The sequence below is a fragment of the Gilliamella sp. Choc6-1 genome (assembly GCF_001690385.1).
In the GTDB taxonomy this organism is placed as follows: domain Bacteria; phylum Pseudomonadota; class Gammaproteobacteria; order Enterobacterales; family Orbaceae; genus Gilliamella; species Gilliamella apicola_A.
On sequence record NZ_LZHI01000035.1, the window covers coordinates 1 to 16398 of the forward strand.

Annotated in this window: 15 protein-coding genes and 1 rRNA gene; 4 read left to right on the forward strand and 12 right to left on the reverse strand. The window is 32.9% G+C overall.

Translation table 11 applies throughout. The features are described from left to right. The 7 genes from A9G36_RS04740 to murA form a co-directional block, all read right to left on the reverse strand. A 16S ribosomal RNA gene (locus A9G36_RS04740) occupies positions 1–75 on the reverse strand; the annotation flags it as partial. A gap of 552 nt (positions 76–627) precedes the next feature. After that, positions 628–1698: an acyltransferase family protein gene (locus A9G36_RS04745; RefSeq protein ID WP_065569494.1), complete on the reverse strand. Its 1071-nt coding sequence runs from the start codon at positions 1696–1698 to the stop codon at positions 628–630. Between the two features lie 151 nt (positions 1699–1849). Continuing rightward, positions 1850–2095, reverse strand: a complete 246-nt coding sequence (locus A9G36_RS04750) for a GNAT family N-acetyltransferase (protein WP_034948445.1) — start codon at positions 2093–2095, stop codon at positions 1850–1852. Between the two features lie 308 nt (positions 2096–2403). Next, positions 2404–3366: a 6-phosphofructokinase gene (gene pfkA, locus A9G36_RS04755; RefSeq protein ID WP_065569495.1), complete on the reverse strand. Its 963-nt coding sequence runs from the start codon at positions 3364–3366 to the stop codon at positions 2404–2406. 92 nt (positions 3367–3458) lie between these two features. Next, positions 3459–4355: a cation diffusion facilitator family transporter gene (locus A9G36_RS04760; RefSeq protein ID WP_065569496.1), complete on the reverse strand. Its 897-nt coding sequence runs from the start codon at positions 4353–4355 to the stop codon at positions 3459–3461. Between the two features lie 11 nt (positions 4356–4366). Continuing rightward, on the reverse strand, positions 4367–4942 hold the full coding sequence (locus tag A9G36_RS04765; RefSeq protein WP_065569497.1) for a DJ-1 family glyoxalase III: 576 nt from the start codon (positions 4940–4942) through the stop codon (positions 4367–4369). Positions 4943–4994: 52 nt separating this feature from the next. Continuing rightward, complete coding sequence (gene murA / locus A9G36_RS04770) at positions 4995–6248, reverse strand: UDP-N-acetylglucosamine 1-carboxyvinyltransferase (RefSeq protein WP_065569498.1); 1254 nt, start codon at positions 6246–6248, stop codon at positions 4995–4997. Between the two features lie 301 nt (positions 6249–6549). On the opposite strand from murA, the gene A9G36_RS04775 reads away from it, so the two are divergent. The 4 genes from A9G36_RS04775 to can all read left to right on the forward strand — a co-directional run bounded on the left by A9G36_RS04775 (position 6550) and on the right by can (position 9770). After that, positions 6550–6747: a YbdD/YjiX family protein gene (locus A9G36_RS04775; RefSeq protein WP_034948461.1), complete on the forward strand. Its 198-nt coding sequence runs from the start codon at positions 6550–6552 to the stop codon at positions 6745–6747. Between the two features lie 54 nt (positions 6748–6801). Continuing rightward, complete coding sequence (locus A9G36_RS10490) at positions 6802–7020, forward strand: GTP-binding protein (RefSeq protein ID WP_442902652.1); 219 nt, start codon at positions 6802–6804, stop codon at positions 7018–7020. A gap of 957 nt (positions 7021–7977) precedes the next feature. Next, positions 7978–9039, forward strand: a complete 1062-nt coding sequence (locus A9G36_RS04785) for an FAD-binding protein (protein ID WP_065569500.1) — start codon at positions 7978–7980, stop codon at positions 9037–9039. Positions 9040–9110: 71 nt separating this feature from the next. Then, on the forward strand, positions 9111–9770 hold the full coding sequence (gene can, locus A9G36_RS04790) for a carbonate dehydratase (protein ID WP_034948467.1): 660 nt from the start codon (positions 9111–9113) through the stop codon (positions 9768–9770). Positions 9771–9784: 14 nt separating this feature from the next. Here the strand turns inward: can and nrdG are convergent, their stop codons facing one another. From nrdG to trxA, 5 genes are all read right to left on the reverse strand, one after another. Continuing rightward, positions 9785–10249 carry an anaerobic ribonucleoside-triphosphate reductase-activating protein gene (gene nrdG / locus A9G36_RS04795; protein ID WP_065569501.1) on the reverse strand — a complete coding sequence of 155 codons (465 nt, stop codon included), beginning with the start codon at positions 10247–10249 and terminating at the stop codon, positions 9785–9787. 13 nt (positions 10250–10262) lie between these two features. Then, positions 10263–12398, reverse strand: coding sequence for an anaerobic ribonucleoside-triphosphate reductase (gene nrdD, locus A9G36_RS04800; protein WP_065585462.1), 2136 nt, complete (start codon positions 12396–12398; stop codon positions 10263–10265). 374 nt (positions 12399–12772) lie between these two features. After that, on the reverse strand, positions 12773–14188 hold the full coding sequence (gene gndA / locus A9G36_RS04805; RefSeq protein ID WP_065569503.1) for an NADP-dependent phosphogluconate dehydrogenase: 1416 nt from the start codon (positions 14186–14188) through the stop codon (positions 12773–12775). A gap of 172 nt (positions 14189–14360) precedes the next feature. Beyond that, complete coding sequence (gene rho, locus A9G36_RS04810; protein WP_034948478.1) at positions 14361–15623, reverse strand: transcription termination factor Rho; 1263 nt, start codon at positions 15621–15623, stop codon at positions 14361–14363. Positions 15624–16007: 384 nt separating this feature from the next. Then, positions 16008–16334, reverse strand: a complete 327-nt coding sequence (gene trxA, locus A9G36_RS04815; RefSeq protein ID WP_065569504.1) for a thioredoxin TrxA — start codon at positions 16332–16334, stop codon at positions 16008–16010. Positions 16335–16398: the final 64 nt, after the last annotated feature.

The window sequence follows — 16398 nt, forward strand, 5'->3', positions numbered from 1 at the left end:
ATGTTACCGTTCGACTTGCATGTGTTAAGCCTGCCGCCAGCGTTCAATCTGAGCCATGATCAAACTCTTCAATTTAAAGTTTGATGCTCAATAACTGTCTCTGACATATTCAAATGAATCTTCAGTGTCACTTATCAAGACTTCTTAATCTTTTTAGTCCGTAGACTTTAATTCTTCGTCTCGCAAGTGCCCACACAGATTGTCTGTTTCTTCTTTTTAAAGAGCTAACAGCTTCCAATTCTCAATCAACTTTTCGTTAATCATCTTTGCTGTCTCAAGGGCTGCGTATGTTACGCTACACCTTTTTATTCGTCAAGATCTTTTTTTAAAATTTTTGACCTTGTTCACCAACTCTATTCCCGTCCAATTTCGATGACGTCGTGTCAGTGGGTGCGCATTATAGGGACTTTAAAAAATCATGCAAGTGTTAATTATATTTTTTTTATCGTTTGTTTTTTATTTACTCAATCTATTTCATTAAAATTGTTGATATAAAACAAAATGGTATAAATATGTTTTTAAAAAACAAAACATTAATTAAAATTTACTTGTAAATTGCGTAATACTAATATTGAGGCGGTATTTAGTAAATACCAAACTTAATTACGACAACATTACAACTTTATTTTAGTGAATACTACCAATAAGATATTTTGCTTTATCTTTGAAGATTGATTTTATTATATTAGCTATAATTACACTTATTATTAGAGTTAATATTAATAAAATAATTGCGCCTAATGATGCTAATAAACCATTTGTTGTTAAAGTTATATTTCCCATTGGGGTATCAAATAATAATTTTTCCAACTGAAAAACAATAATTTCATGAATAAAATAAATTGGGAAACTAATATTTGCCATATAAGATAAAAATTTATAAGCCTTCCCATCATTAGTTTTACCATTAAGTCCATCTAAAAAGTAAAGAGCTAATATAAATAGAATAATTTTTTGTAAAGTATCAAGATAAAGTTTTTCAACGCCAAGATTATCAACATAACGACCAATAAATGGTACGAAAAAACATAAGTTAAAAAATAAGATAATTAAAAACAAATTATTTTTTACTGCCCTTATAATTGTTTCATAATTTTGCCTTATCATCATTCCTGTTAAATAAACAGGTCCATAATGCAATAAATTCAGAAGAGGCTTAGTAAAATCAGGTTTAGTAAATATCACCACCCAAAACATAGAAATCATGCCAGCAATAATTAAACTTTTTTTTGACCAATATAAAAAAATAGGACCCATTGCATAAACAATAATAATCATTGGGATAAACCATAAAGGCAAAAGCTGCGTTCCAGTTAGCATCATTATAACAACTTTGCTTATTATGCTGGGTTCAGTGAATGATAGCGAAGGTAAATTAGATAAATTTTGATAATGAAAAAAAATAAAACAAAAAATAGATACCGAAATATAAGGACACACAACAGTCTTAAACTTTGATAAATAATATGTTTTAGTATCAAATTTATATGTTAGATGTTGAAATAAAAAACCAGCAATTAATACAAAAAATGTCGTGAAGTTAAATGCAAATAAATTTAAAAAAGAAAATAAATAACTATTAGCAATTAAATGAGTATTTTTAAACACACCCAAGCAGTGACTAAAAACAATCATAATAATTGCAACACCACGTAATACATGTATAGAATGAATTTTCTGAGCTTGTAATGATGCCATTTTGAATATTAGAAATTAAAATATAATTATTAATGATAATGTATCATATATTTAGATGTCACTAGTAAGTTATTTATAGATAAATACAGAAAATTATTAAAATATGATATTACTTCGCTGAAGCAGTTTAAAAAATATTTGAAACTTATTATTAAATTAATTTTTTATCTACAAATGAACATAAAGATATGATTTCTCTTTGCTCTTGTTTTAACTTTTTCAAAACAAGACTTAATAATTTATTAGCTATGCCTTGCCCTCGATATCGAGGATCAACATAGGTATGATTAATGGCTGCCTTATCTTGGCCTATTCTAGAAAATGTCATTTCTGCTATTTCTTGGTTATTATCTACCACATAAATACGCTCTAGGTCTTCTCGATATATTAGCGACATAATCCCCTTCATTTTTTAAATTTTACCCAAGTTTAATTATAAATATAATATGATGAATATTATATTTATAATTAATCTATGACAATTAGAGTAACTTTTATTTAATTGTCAAAATTTTTTTAATGGGTTTTTATAGAGAAAAATTTAAAGAAATTTATATTTGCTTGAAATGCATATTAATAATGAATTGTTAAAGCTTATAAGGTGAACGTTAGGTCAACAAATGAGATATAATCTTTGCAATCAATAGCTCACCTTTAATAGGCCTATATTTTTAAATTAAGCTGATTTTATCGACAATACCCTACTTAGAATAAGCGTTTAGCTGTATTATATAGTTCCATATCAAATGGACGCTTCATATTATTGATAGCATCTATAATATCGTGATGTACTAATTTACCATTTTGTACGCCAACGCTTCTACCTGCATAGCCTTGTAGCAGTAATTCAACAGCATAAGCCCCCATACGAGACCCCAAAATACGATCATAAGGGACAGGAGAACCACCACGTTGAACGTGCCCTAATACTGTGGCACGAGTTTCGTGATGAACAGCAGCTTCAATGTCTACTGCAAGTTGATTTACATCACACATATGTTCTGTAACAGTCACAATTGCATGTTTTTTACCTTTTGCAAAGCCTAGTTTAATTTCTTCGATTAGATCTTCCTTCGTATAAGAAACCTCTGGAATAATCATAAATTCGCAACCACCAGCAACTGCTGCATTTAAGGTTAAATCACCACAATCTCGCCCCATTATTTCAATAACTGAAATTCGGTTATGTGAAGAACAAGTATCACGTAATCTATCGATTGCTTCAACAGCAGTACTAAGCGCAGTAAAATAACCTATAGTATAATCAGTACCACGAATATCATTATCAATAGTTCCTGGTAAACCAATACATGGAAAACCTTCTTCAGTTAATCGCATTGCGCCCATATATGAACCATCACCACCAATAACAACTAAAGCATCAATTTGATGTTTTTTTAGATTAGCAATGGCTTTTTGTCTTACAGCTTTATCTTTAAACTCTGGAAATCTAGCCGAACCAAGAAATGTACCACCACGAGTAATAATATCAGATACACTTGAACGCTTTAGTTGAACAATGCGATCTTCGCAAAGTCCCATATAACCATCATAAACACCAAAAACATCCAACCCTTCTGATAATGCTGTTCTCACTACACCTCGAATAGCTGCATTCATTCCTGGAGCGTCGCCACCACTGGTTAAAATACCTATTTTTTTTATCATATAAATAACTCCAAATTATTAACTTTTAGTTATTATAGAGTCTTAACAGATATCTAACAATAGAAGATAAAGGCTATTTTTGATTAATTTTTCTACTTCATCATTTCGATGGGTACAACAGAAATTGGATCTTGATGAATAATCACTGTTGCAGGAGAAAATTCTTTAGAAATATGTTTTTCAATAGCATCAGCAATGGCATGAGCAGTGATTAAAGGCATATCATCGTCTAATTCAAGATGCAATTGAATAAATTTAAGAGGCCCTGCTTGGCGGGTCTTTAGATCATGAAAACCTCTTACATCTGGATATGAAGCCACAATTTCAGCTATTCGCAAATTATCACTATCTGGTAAGGCGTGATCTAATAGGTCTTTAATTGCATTATGTGCAATATGATAAGCATTATAACAAATATACAAAGCAATAAAAAATGCAAAGGCCGCATCAGCATAAGTAATGCCATACCAACTTAAACAAAGTGCAATTATAACAGCAATATTCAACAACATGTCGGAAGAATAATGCAACATATCAGCTTGAATAGCATTACTTTTGGTGATTTTTACAACATATATTTGATATAAAACAAGAATACATGTAACTACAGCAGAAACAGTTGATACAATAATCCCTAATAAAGGTTCTTGCAGTTCACTCGGATGAATAAAAGAGCGAATACTAGAAAGTAATAAAATTATTGCAGAACCAATAATAAACGCACTTTGTAATAATGCGGCCAAAGATTCTGCCTTGCCATGACCAAAAGTATGATCAGCATCTGCGGGCTTAAGTGCATAACGAACTAAAAAAAAGTTAACACCTGAAGCAATTAAATCGATACTTGAATCTAATAATGAAGCAAATAAACTTATTGAACCGGTAAACCAACAAGTAATAAATTTAATTAAAATTAAGGAAATAGAAATTGAAACAGCACCTAGCGTCGCTCTTTTAACTAATTTTTCATACAAATGTGAATTTGACATTTAGTACCTATTTATTGATAGGATTCAATCCCCAAAGGAAGAACTAATTGCCGAGCAATCTCAGCTGCTTTTATTCGGCCTAACAACGCATCTATAATTTTCAAAGCAAAATCAATAGACGTTGCGGGACCTTGGCTAGTAATAACTTTATACAACTCATCAAAATAAACTCTATCGGACTTCCAATTTTTAAACGCCTCTTTAGTAGTTGGATAACCAGTCATATATGCGTGTGAAAATAAGTTATGATGTTGTAAAACCATAGCTGGAGAGGCGCAGATTGCTGCAACAATGCCGCCACTTTGGTGCGTTTGTTTCAATTTTTCGATTAACAGTGGACAATCTCGAAAATTTTCAGCACCTTTAACACCTCCAGGTAAAACAACAACATCAAAATCAATGTATTGAACATCCGAAAGGATTTTTTTTGCCAAAATGGTTACTCCTCGAGAACATTCAACCTCACGAGAACTTGAAATACTTGCAGTAGTAACTTTAATATCAGCTCGGGTTAATAAATCAATAGTGGTTACCGCTTCTGTTTCTTCACAACCATTCGATAAAAACACCAATGCTTGCTTTGTCATCATTACGCTCCTTTTGAATAAACAACTTATTAAGTTCTTTAGCGAAAATGAATTATTTCACTCTTTCAATATTGGCGCCTAATTTTCTTAATTTTGCTTCAATATTGTCATAGCCTCGATCAATATGGTAAATACGATCAACAGTAGTTAAACCTTCAGCAATACAACCAGCTAAAACTAAACTCGCTGACGCCCGTAAATCTGTCGCCATTACTTGAGCACCGCTCAATGTTTCAACACCATGGGTAATTAAGGTATTACCTTCAATTTCTGCCTTTGCACCCATGCGAATTAGCTCAGGAACATGCATAAATCGATTTTCAAAAATGGTTTCTTTAATGATTCCTGTACCTTCAGCAACCATATTTAGCAATGAGAATTGTGCTTGCATATCAGTAGGAAAACCTGGATGCGGAGCAGTATGAATGTTAACCGCCTTCGCCCTTTTTCCTTGCATATCTAAACAAATCCAATTATCACCAATTTCAATTTTAGCACCAGCCTCTTTTAATTTAGAAAGTACCGCATCAAGTAGGGTTGGATCGGTTTTACGACAAGTAATTTTACTTCTAGATATAGCTGCCGCAACTAAAAAAGTCCCTGTTTCAATACGATCAGGAACTATTTCATGTATACCACCACCTAAACGTTCAACCCCTTCTATCTCAATACGCATTGTACCAGCACCAATAATTTTAGCGCCTAACATATTTAGGAACTTAGCGGTATCAACAATTTCAGGTTCACATGCTGCATTTTCGATGATAGTTTTGCCTTCAGCTAAAGTTGCGGCTGACATAATCGTAACAGTAGCGCCAACACTCACTTTATCCATGACAATATGAGTACCTTTTAGTTTTCCATTGACCGACGCTTTAACATAGCCTTCATCAAGTGTGATTATCGCACCAAGTTGTTCAAGACCACTAATATGAAGATCAACAGGCCTTGCCCCAATAGCACAACCACCCGGTAATGAAACTTGTCCTTGTCCAAAGCGAGCGACAAGAGGACCTAAAGCCCAAATTGAAGCACGCATAGTTTTTACTAGCTCATAAGGTGCACAGTAGTTATTCAGATGACCTGCATCAAGGTGAATGGAATCATTTCGTTCATATTTTACACCTAGCTGGCCTAGCAATTCCAAAGTTGTATCGATATCTTTTAACTTAGGAACATTTCGAAGTTCTACTGGTTTTTCTGCCAAAATTGCAGAAAATAAAATGGGTAGCGCAGCATTTTTTGCGCCAGAAATAACCACTTCGCCATTTAGCGATGTTGGTCCTGTTACGTGAAACTTTTCCATTATTAACTCTTATACATTATAAATTGGCGAACATTATAGAAGTTATTTACTAATAGATAAATGAATTTTATGAAAATATTAGAATATATCCTATTGTTTAATGGCTAATTAGGTAAATAAAATCAGCGACTATATAAACTTTTATTTTATAATGTGATAATTATACTCAATCAATGATTGACTATTAAAGATTAGCATCTTATAGTGGAACAGAAATAATTTTAATAATTAATTGAGTTATATAATGTAAAAACAATCATTTATATAGCTAAAATTAATATTACTTAATTAAGAGAAATATATGTTTGATTCACTCACAAAAGCAAGAAAATACTTTGGTCAAGCAACTAAATTAATGATCGGTATTCCTGATTATGACAATTATGTCCAACATATGAAGCTAACGCATCCTGATCAAATCCCTATGACTTATGAAGAGTTTTTTAAAGAACGCCAAGATGCTCGTTATTCAGGTAAGAGTGGTTTTAAATGTTGCTAAAATTAAGATTATTAGATAACAGAAAAAATTAATATACTATTAATTCTTATTACAATATTAACAGGTTTTCTTGGTCCGAGAAAAACCGCCATGATTAATTATTTGTTGAAAAATGACCATAATGAAAAAATAATCATTATTGAAAATGAATATGAACAAATAAATATTGATAATAATTTATTAAACATCAGTAATGAAATCCAAATAGTTGAGATAACTAATGACTGCATTTGCTACAATATTCGAAACCAAACTGACAAATGTGTTACATAAGTTACATGCAAAACGAATAGCGGGTGAATGCAAATTGATCACCTTATTATAGGAACATCTAACTTAATAATCCTATCTCTATTATACAATAATATATTTTATTGATGATTTAATTAGTCAAACTATTCAGATTGATGCAATTGTTACCATTGCTGATACAATGTATATATTGAAACATCTTGACAAGCATTATGTAAACCTTTCAAAAATTGGATTTGCTGGTTGTATTATTTTGGCGAGAAAATGATTGTATTGGCCATAAACAAAAAAATAATGTACTCAATCTAATTCATAAAATTAATCAAAGGTAATGATTATTGACGCAATTAATGAGCTGTTCTTCAAATCAGCATGGCTTGATATACATGATCATTAATAATGAACTAATAATAAATAAAGGTTTTTTATTATCAATCCTACTAAAAAGCTTCAAGCAAGTTTTAAACTACTACCACTATAGAGTAACATGTTAAATCATAAAATAATATCCGTCTTTATCTTTTTGAATCTGGTGAACTCAACCTAAAAAGATTGGCTATTTTATAGAAAGTTTAGTCAAACAATATGGCAACGATAGCTACGCTACAAAAGTATTTTGGCTATTAAGGATAACAACCAAGGCTTGATTGTTCAAGATACACATAAAGTATGTAGAATTTGACTATGGTTCCACTTGGGAAAATGCACCGTGAAGAATATCTCGATTGGTGTTAATTAGTCGCACATTACCATTTGATAAATTAAATCAAAAATTTTTAAAACCAATATTGAGCCATAACAAAAATTAACTAATAAAAGGCTTAAGTTAAATTCTGTTTTAATATTAAAACACATAATTCACAGAAAATTTTTGATAAATAGCATAATAAGATAAGCTCACATATCTAATAGCCACACTTAATATAATTTGATAACATAGCTCATTTTTAAAAGCGATCAAATAAGCAATATAATAACATGGATTACGATATCGCAATCATTGGTCTTGGACCTGCTGGTAGTACTCTAGCCCGTTTACTTAGCTCTTCATTCAAAGTTATTGCATTAGATACAAAACATAAAATGGGAAATGGCGGATTCCATAAACCTTGTGGGGGCCTATTAGCAGATGATGCACAAAAAGCCTTTGCTAGGCAAAATATAAATTTACCAGCTGATATTTTAACTGATCCTCAAATTTTTAGTGTCAAAACTTATGACTTACAAACCAAACTTGTTCGCAATTATCAGCGAAGTTATGTTAGTTTTGACCGACACAAGTTTGACCTGTGGCTAAAATCACTGATACCATCAAATGTAACCGTTCTTCATAATACACTCTGTAAAGAAGTAAGGCGTATTATTGATGGTTATCAGATCACTTATCTTGATGAAAATAAAAATGAACAAAACACCACAGCCCAATATGTAGTCGGTGCTGACGGTGCCAATTCTCTTGTTAGAAGAATGCGCTATCCCCATCATACCATTAGACAGTATGTCGCAATCCAACAATGGTTCACTGATCAGCATAAAAAACCATTTTATTCGTGTATTTTCGATAATGAATCAACAAATTGCTATGCTTGGAGCATCTCTAAAGATGGTTATTTTATTTTAGGAGGTGCATTCCCTAAAAAAGAAGCAGCCCAAAATTTTGAGCATCTTAAACAAAAATTAATAAAACAAGGGTTTATTTTTGGAGAGCCATTTAAAACGGAAAAATGTTTAGTGATTTATCCAAATCGATTCCGTGATTTCTATACTGGCAGCGAAAATATTTTTTTGATTGGAGAAGCAGCTGGCTTTATTAGTGCAAGTTCCTTAGAAGGGATAAGCTACGCTCTAGATAGTGCTGAGATTTTAAGTAAAATCTTAAATAATGGTGCTCCAAATCCTAATAAACGTTACTATCAAAAAACCATTCAGCTACGTTTAAAACTTTATAGTAAAATTATTAAAGCAAAAATATTGACTACACCATTATGTCGAAAATTACTTATGAAAAGTAAAGTGCAACATATTAAAAGAATTGAGTGAAATTATAATGATTTTCAAAATGGCAAACTCACTTCAATAAGAATAATGAAATATAAAAGGAAATATAAATTATGTTTGATGTAAACGATTTAATTCGTTTTAACCACGAGTGGTCAGAAAAAATAGCACAAGAAGATCCCGAATTTTTCAAACAACTTGCCGTTGAACAAAATCCGAAATTTTTGTGGATAGGTTGTTCAGATAGCCGTGTTTCAGCAGAAAAGCTCATTAAGCTAAAACCTGGCGAATTATTTGTACATCGTAATGTTGGTAATCTTGTAATACATACTGATTTAAACTGCCTATCTGTTGTTCAATATGCTGTAGATGTACTTAAAATTGAAGATATCATTGTTTGTGGTCATTTAGGTTGTGGGGGAATTCGTGATGCGGTTGAAAATCCTGATTTAGGGCTAATTAATAACTGGTTACTGCATATTCGTGATCTTTGGTTTCGAAATAGCTCACTTCTAGGAGAATTTCCTCCCGATATCCGTTTGGATGTTTTATGTGAACTTAATGTAATTGAACAAGTATACAATCTTGGACATTCTACAATTATTCAATCTGCATGGCAACGAGGTCAAAAAGTTAATTTACATGGTTGGGTGTATGGGATTCATAATGGCAAAATTACTGATTTACATATCACTTCATCAAGTAGCGAAAACCTTGAAATTAACTACCGAGAAGCTATTTCTTATCTTCTAAATTTACATAAATCCCAGTAATTAGTTCATAATTTTTACTTAAAACGATGGATAATTTGATTGCTGCTTCCCCGCCATAATAGACGAGGATCAGCAAGTTCTTGTACAAATTTTCCATCAATTAACACATCAATATAAGGAATAACCGCTTGTTGTTCAGATGTTAACTCATCGAGCTTATACCCAGTCCAAAGCCAGATATCTTTATTATCGCACTCAGATTTAACACGTTGAACCAGTTTTAATATAGTTGCAACGTTTTGAGGATGTAAAGGATCACCACCAGAAAGCGATAATCCTTGACGTTTTATTTCGGTATCTTGTAGATCTTTAATGATTTGATTTTCAAGTGCTTGTGTAAAAACCAAACCAGAATCTAAAGCCCAAGTACTTTTATTATAGCAACCGCGACATTGATGAACGCAGCCAGCAACAAAGAGTGTACATCGAGTTCCTTCCCCATTTACAACATCAACTGAATAATAACGATGATAATTCATAACTAATTAATTATTAGCCAATTTGACCGTTATCTAAATGTTTAACCCGACGTTTAACTTCTTCTTGTTTGCCTGCATTGAATGGGCGAGCATCAGGGCTACCTAAATATCCGCAAACACGACGGGTAACTGAGACTTTTGATGAATCATGATTACCGCAACTTGGACAAACAAAGCCTTTACTGGTACAAGAAAATTCACCGGTATAGCCACATTCATAGCATTCATCAATTGGTGTGTTAGTACCATAATAAGGCACGCGACTATAACTATAATCCCAAACATCCTCTAATGCTTTAATATTATTAATCATATTTGGATATTCCCCATAACAAATGAAACCACCATTGGCAACTTGAGGATAAGGTTTTTCAAATTCGATTTTTTCGTACGGATTAACCTTTTTCTCAACATCAAGATGGAAACTGTTTGTATAATATCCTTTGTCTGTAACACCAGAAATCACGCCAAACTCTGCCGTATCAAGTCGACAGAAACGATCGCATAAGTTTTCACTTGGTGTACTATATAGGCTAAAACCGTAACCTGTCTCTTCTTTCCATTGATCTACCGCTTTACGTAAACGATTAACAATAGCTAGCCCTTTTTCACGTAATTCATTACTATCAAATGGGTGTATTTGATTTCCGTAAAGTGCATTTAATGTTTCATGAAGACCAATATAACCTAAAGAAATTGAAGCTCGACCATTTTTGAAAATTTCAGAAACACTATCATCTTCGTTAAGTCTAACTCCACAAGCACCCTCCATATATAAAATAGGTGCCACTCGTGCTTTTACGCCATCAAGTCTAGCAATACGCGTCATTAATGCTTTTTTACAGAGTTCTAGACGTTTATCTAAAATTTCCCAAAACCGTACTTCATCACCTTTAGCTTCAATAGCTATACGAGGCAGGTTTAGACTAATGACACCTAAATTATTACGACCATCATGAAGTAATTGACCATCTTCTTCATACACTCCTAAAAAACTCCGGCAACCCATTGGCGTTTTAAATGAACCTGTCACCTCAACAACTTTATCGTAATTTAAAATATCTGGGTACATACGTTTACTTGCACACTCAAGTGCAAGTTCCTTAATATCATAATTATCATCACCCTGTTTATGGTTAATACCATCTTTAATAGCAAAAACCAGTTTTGGGAAAACTGCTGTTTTATGATTTTTACCTAATCCTTTGATACGAACTTTTAAAATAGACTCTTGAATTAAGCGTGATTCCCAACTAGTCCCTAAACCAAAACCAAATGTAACGAACGGGGTTTGTCCATTAGCTGTGTGCAAAGTGTTTACTTCATATTCAAGAGATTGAAATGCATCATAACACTCTTTTTGAGTACGACTTTTCGCATAAGCTTCTGGATTCGGAATATTCCACTCTTCAGCCACTTGTTTGTGTTTGTTATAACTAATGGTAACAAACTTTGCTAAAACCTCATCGATACGATTAATGGTCGAGCCACCATAAATATGACTAGCCACTTGTGCAATAATTTGTGCAGTTACCGCAGTTGCTGTTGCAATTGATTTTGGAGGCTCAATTTCAGCATTACCCATTTTAAAACCATTAGTTAGCATTCCGTCTAAATCAATCAACATACAGTTAAACATTGGAAAAAACGGTGCATAATCTAAGTCATGATAATGGATCTCACCGCAATCGTGAGCGCGTGAAATATCTTTAGGCAATAAATATTGTTTAGCATAATGCCTTGCTACAATACCCGCTAGTAAATCACGCTGAGTTGGGATCACCTTACTATCTTTATTAGCATTTTCATTTAAAATAGCAACATTGCTTTGCTCAATTAGTCCGCGAATATCTTGATTTAGTCGGCTACGTTCTTCACGAGCACGATCACGATCATGACGATACTCAATATAAATTCTTGCTAATTTTTTATAAGGACCTGACATTAACTGATTTTCAACTGCATTTTGAATTTCGTTGATATCAACACTTTCACGATCACTCATTTGATTAGTAATAACACGAGCAACCGCTGCACAATAATCTGGATCATGAACATTCGCCGCCACAGCTGCTTTGACAATTGCATCTTTTATTCGAGCCTCATTAAATGCAGTTTGACAACCATCTCGTTTTATTACTACAGGCATACATTTCCTCAATATTCATTAATAATTAGCAATTGGCATAGGCTTTATATCAATAAAAATATACATGTGCTTATTACTCTTTTATGATATAAAACCGAGTTTTCACACCGCCCAGATAGCACTATATATAGTATCTATTTTTAGATTATACACCATATATAGTGTTTTTCTAGATTTTTTAATAAATAAAATGGCTTGACAAATTCAAAGTCAATAATGACAAGCATTTATGAAATAATGATGTATAAGACAGGAAAAGAAGAAATAAATTCACTAAATAAACAAATAAACAAATAAACAAATAAACAAATAAACAAAAGCACAAAGCTTACTTGCGCTTTTGTATATCTAAATAAGATTATTAATCAACTAAATTATGATTCAATATTTAGCCAATCCGTATGGAACACACCTTCTTTATCAATACGCTCATAGGTATGAGCACCAAAATAATCTCGTTGTGCTTGAATCAAATTAGCTGGTAATACCGCTGATCGATAACTATCATAATAAGCAATCGCTGCTGAAAGTGTTGGAACAGCAATACCTTGTTGTACCGCTAAAGATACCACATCACGCAATGATTGTTGGTAGGCTTCGACCGTTTGATTAAAATATGGTGCTAATAGCAGATTATCAATCTCATTATTATCAGCATAAGCGTCGGTAATTTTTTGAAGAAACTGTGCACGGATTATACACCCTGCTCTAAAAATCTTAGCTATTTCACCATAATTTAAATTCCATTGATATTTATGTGAAGCGGCTTTTAGCTGTGAAAAACCTTGTGCATAAGAGATAATTTTACCCATATAAAGTGCTTTACGGACTTTTTCTATAAGCTCCTGCTTATCACCACTATAAGGCGCTTTTTGAGGACCTTTTAACACTTTTGCCGCCGCAACTCGCTGATCTTTAATTGCTGATAGATAACGAGCAAATACAGACTCAGTGATTAAAGATAAAGGCTCACCCAAATCTAAAGCACTTTGGCTGGTCCATTTACCTGTACCTTTATTGCCTGCCGCATCTAAAATCACATCAATTAAATAATTACCGTTTTCGTCTTTATGCTTAAAGATATCAGCGGTAATTTCGATTAAATAACTGTCTAACTCGCCTTTATTCCAATCTGTAAACACCTCAGCAAGTTCATCATTAGTTAAACCAACAGCATGTTTTAATACCGAATAGCTTTCAGCTATCAGTTGCATATCGCCATACTCAATGCCGTTATGAGCCATTTTTACATAATGACCAGCGCCATTTGGACCTATATAAGCAACACAAGGCTCGCCATTAGCCTTAGCTGCAATCTTCTCTAATATTGGGGCAACTAATTCATAAGCCTCTTTTTGCCCACCAGGCATAATTGATGGACCTTTTAGCGCTCCCTCTTCGCCACCTGAAACACCAGTACCAATAAAGTTAAATCCTTCTGCTAACAATGTTTTGTTACGACGAATTGTATCTTCAAAATAGGCATTCCCACCATCGATAATAATATCACCTTTATCTAAAAGTGGACGCAACTCATCAATTACTGCATCAGTACCTTTACCTGCTTGCACCATAATCAGGATACGGCGTGGTTTTTCTAAAGAATTGACAAAATCTTCAATTGTATAATAAGGAACCAATTTCTTATCAGAATGTTCAGTCATGACTTGTTCTGTTTTATCTTTAGAGCGATTATAAATAGCAACAGAAAATCCACGACTTTCAATATTGAGCGCGAGATTTCGCCCCATAACTGCCATTCCAATAACACCGATTTGTTGTTTTGACATGATTTGGCTCCTTTATTAAACCTCTATAACCTTAACCATAAGGTTTTAACAACACCTAAAACTTAATTAAGTTTTATAAATTACGCTATATTTTGCCATAAAAAAAGCCGTATCAGAATACAATACGGCTCTTTTTCATGACTTTAATGATATTTACCATCAACTGAATAAATCATGAACGTTTCATCATTTCAAAAAAATCATCATTAGTTTTAGTCATGGCAAGTTTATCGATTAAAAATTCCATCGCATCAATCTCACCCATTGGATTAAGAATCTTACGTAAAATCCACATTTTTTGGAGTTCATCAGGTGAAGTCATTAGATCTTCTTTTCGCGTACCTGAGCGGTTAAAGTCAATGGCAGGGAACACACGACGTTCAGCAATTTTACGAGATAAATGAACTTCCATATTTCCAGTACCTTTAAACTCTTCATAAATAACTTCATCCATTTTAGAACCAGTATCAATCAACGCAGTTGCTATAATAGTTAAACTCCCGCCTTCTTCTACATTACGCGCCGCACCAAAAAAACGTTTCGGACGATGCAATGCATTCGCATCTACACCACCAGTCAACACTTTACCAGATGAAGGAACAACCGTATTGTATGCACGCGCCAAACGTGTAATCGAATCCAATAAAATAATCACATCTTTTTTATGTTCAACCAAACGTTTTGCCCGTTCAATGACCATTTCAGCAACTTGAACGTGTCTTGCTGCTGGCTCATCGAATGTCGAAGCGACAACTTCACCTTTAACTAAACGCTGCATTTCAGTCACTTCTTCTGGGCGCTCATCAATCATTAATACAACCAATTCACATTCCGGATGATTGACCGCTAAACTTTGTGCAATATTTTGCAAAAGCATTGTTTTACCCGCTTTAGGTGGAGCAACTATTAAACCACGTTGACCTTTACCAATTGGTGATGCTAAATCAAGAACTCTTGCGGTGATATCTTCGGTAGAACCGTTACCTCGTTCCATTCGTAAACGAGAATTTGGATGAAGTGGAGTTAAGTTTTCGAAAAGAATTTTATTACGGGCGTCTTCTGGTTTATCGTGATTAACTTCATTCACTTTTAACAAAGCAAAATAACGTTCCCCTTCTTTCGGAGGGCGAATTTTACCTGCTATAGTATCTCCAGTCCTTAAATTAAACCGGCGAATTTGGCTAGGTGAGACATAAATATCATCTGGGCCAGCTAAATACGAGCTATCAGCTGAACGCAAAAAACCAAATCCATCTTGCAAAATTTCAAGAACACCATCACCGAAAATATCTTCACCACTTTTGGCATGTTGCTTCAAGATTGCAAAAATAATGTCTTGTTTTCTAAGGCGTGCTAGATTTTCTAGTCCCATTGTTTTTTCACCAAGCATTACAAGCTCGGAAACAGATGTGTTTTTTAATTCAGTTAAATTCATAATTTTAAAAATTCTTGAGGATAAATTAGATATGTTTGCAATTAATATTATTTTTGTCTATTTGTTTCATTTACTCATTGAAAATTCTCTTTCTTACAACACACGAATTCACTTAATTATGAAGCTTTTAATGATAACTAAATATCTGAGTATAGAATTTTCACCACTTTATCAAGAAAAACAATGAATTGTTGAAAGGGGTCTTCGTAAGAGGTTAGCAATTTACACTAAAAACAATAATATGTCTATAATAAATTAAGTTTGTTTTTTTAAAATTTGTAAATATTAAGCTAAATATAAAGGACAAATCACATAAAATGGGGAAAGAGTAATTTCTTTCAATTACTCTTTTTCTTAATAACAATGATTAAATAAAATAACCTATTATAATTGTGCGTCAATAAAACTTATAAGTTGAGTTTTAGAAAGTGCACCAACTTGAGTTGCAACAACCTTACCATTTTTAAAAATTAATAAAGTAGGAATTCCCCTTATACCAAATTTGGGGGCTATATTTGGATTCTCTTGAACATTTAATTTAGCGATGACAATTTTATCGCAATATTCCTGCGCTACTTCTTCTAAAATAGGCGCAACCATTTTACAAGGACCACACCATTCAGCCCAAAAATCAACTAGTACAGGTCTTGTTGTATCATTGATAACACTATCAAAATTAGTTTCAGAAATTGAAACAATATTATTACACATGCTTATTATCTCCAAATATATTTTATTGGCTAATGTTAGGTTATTTTAGGGTACTCTGCTAGTA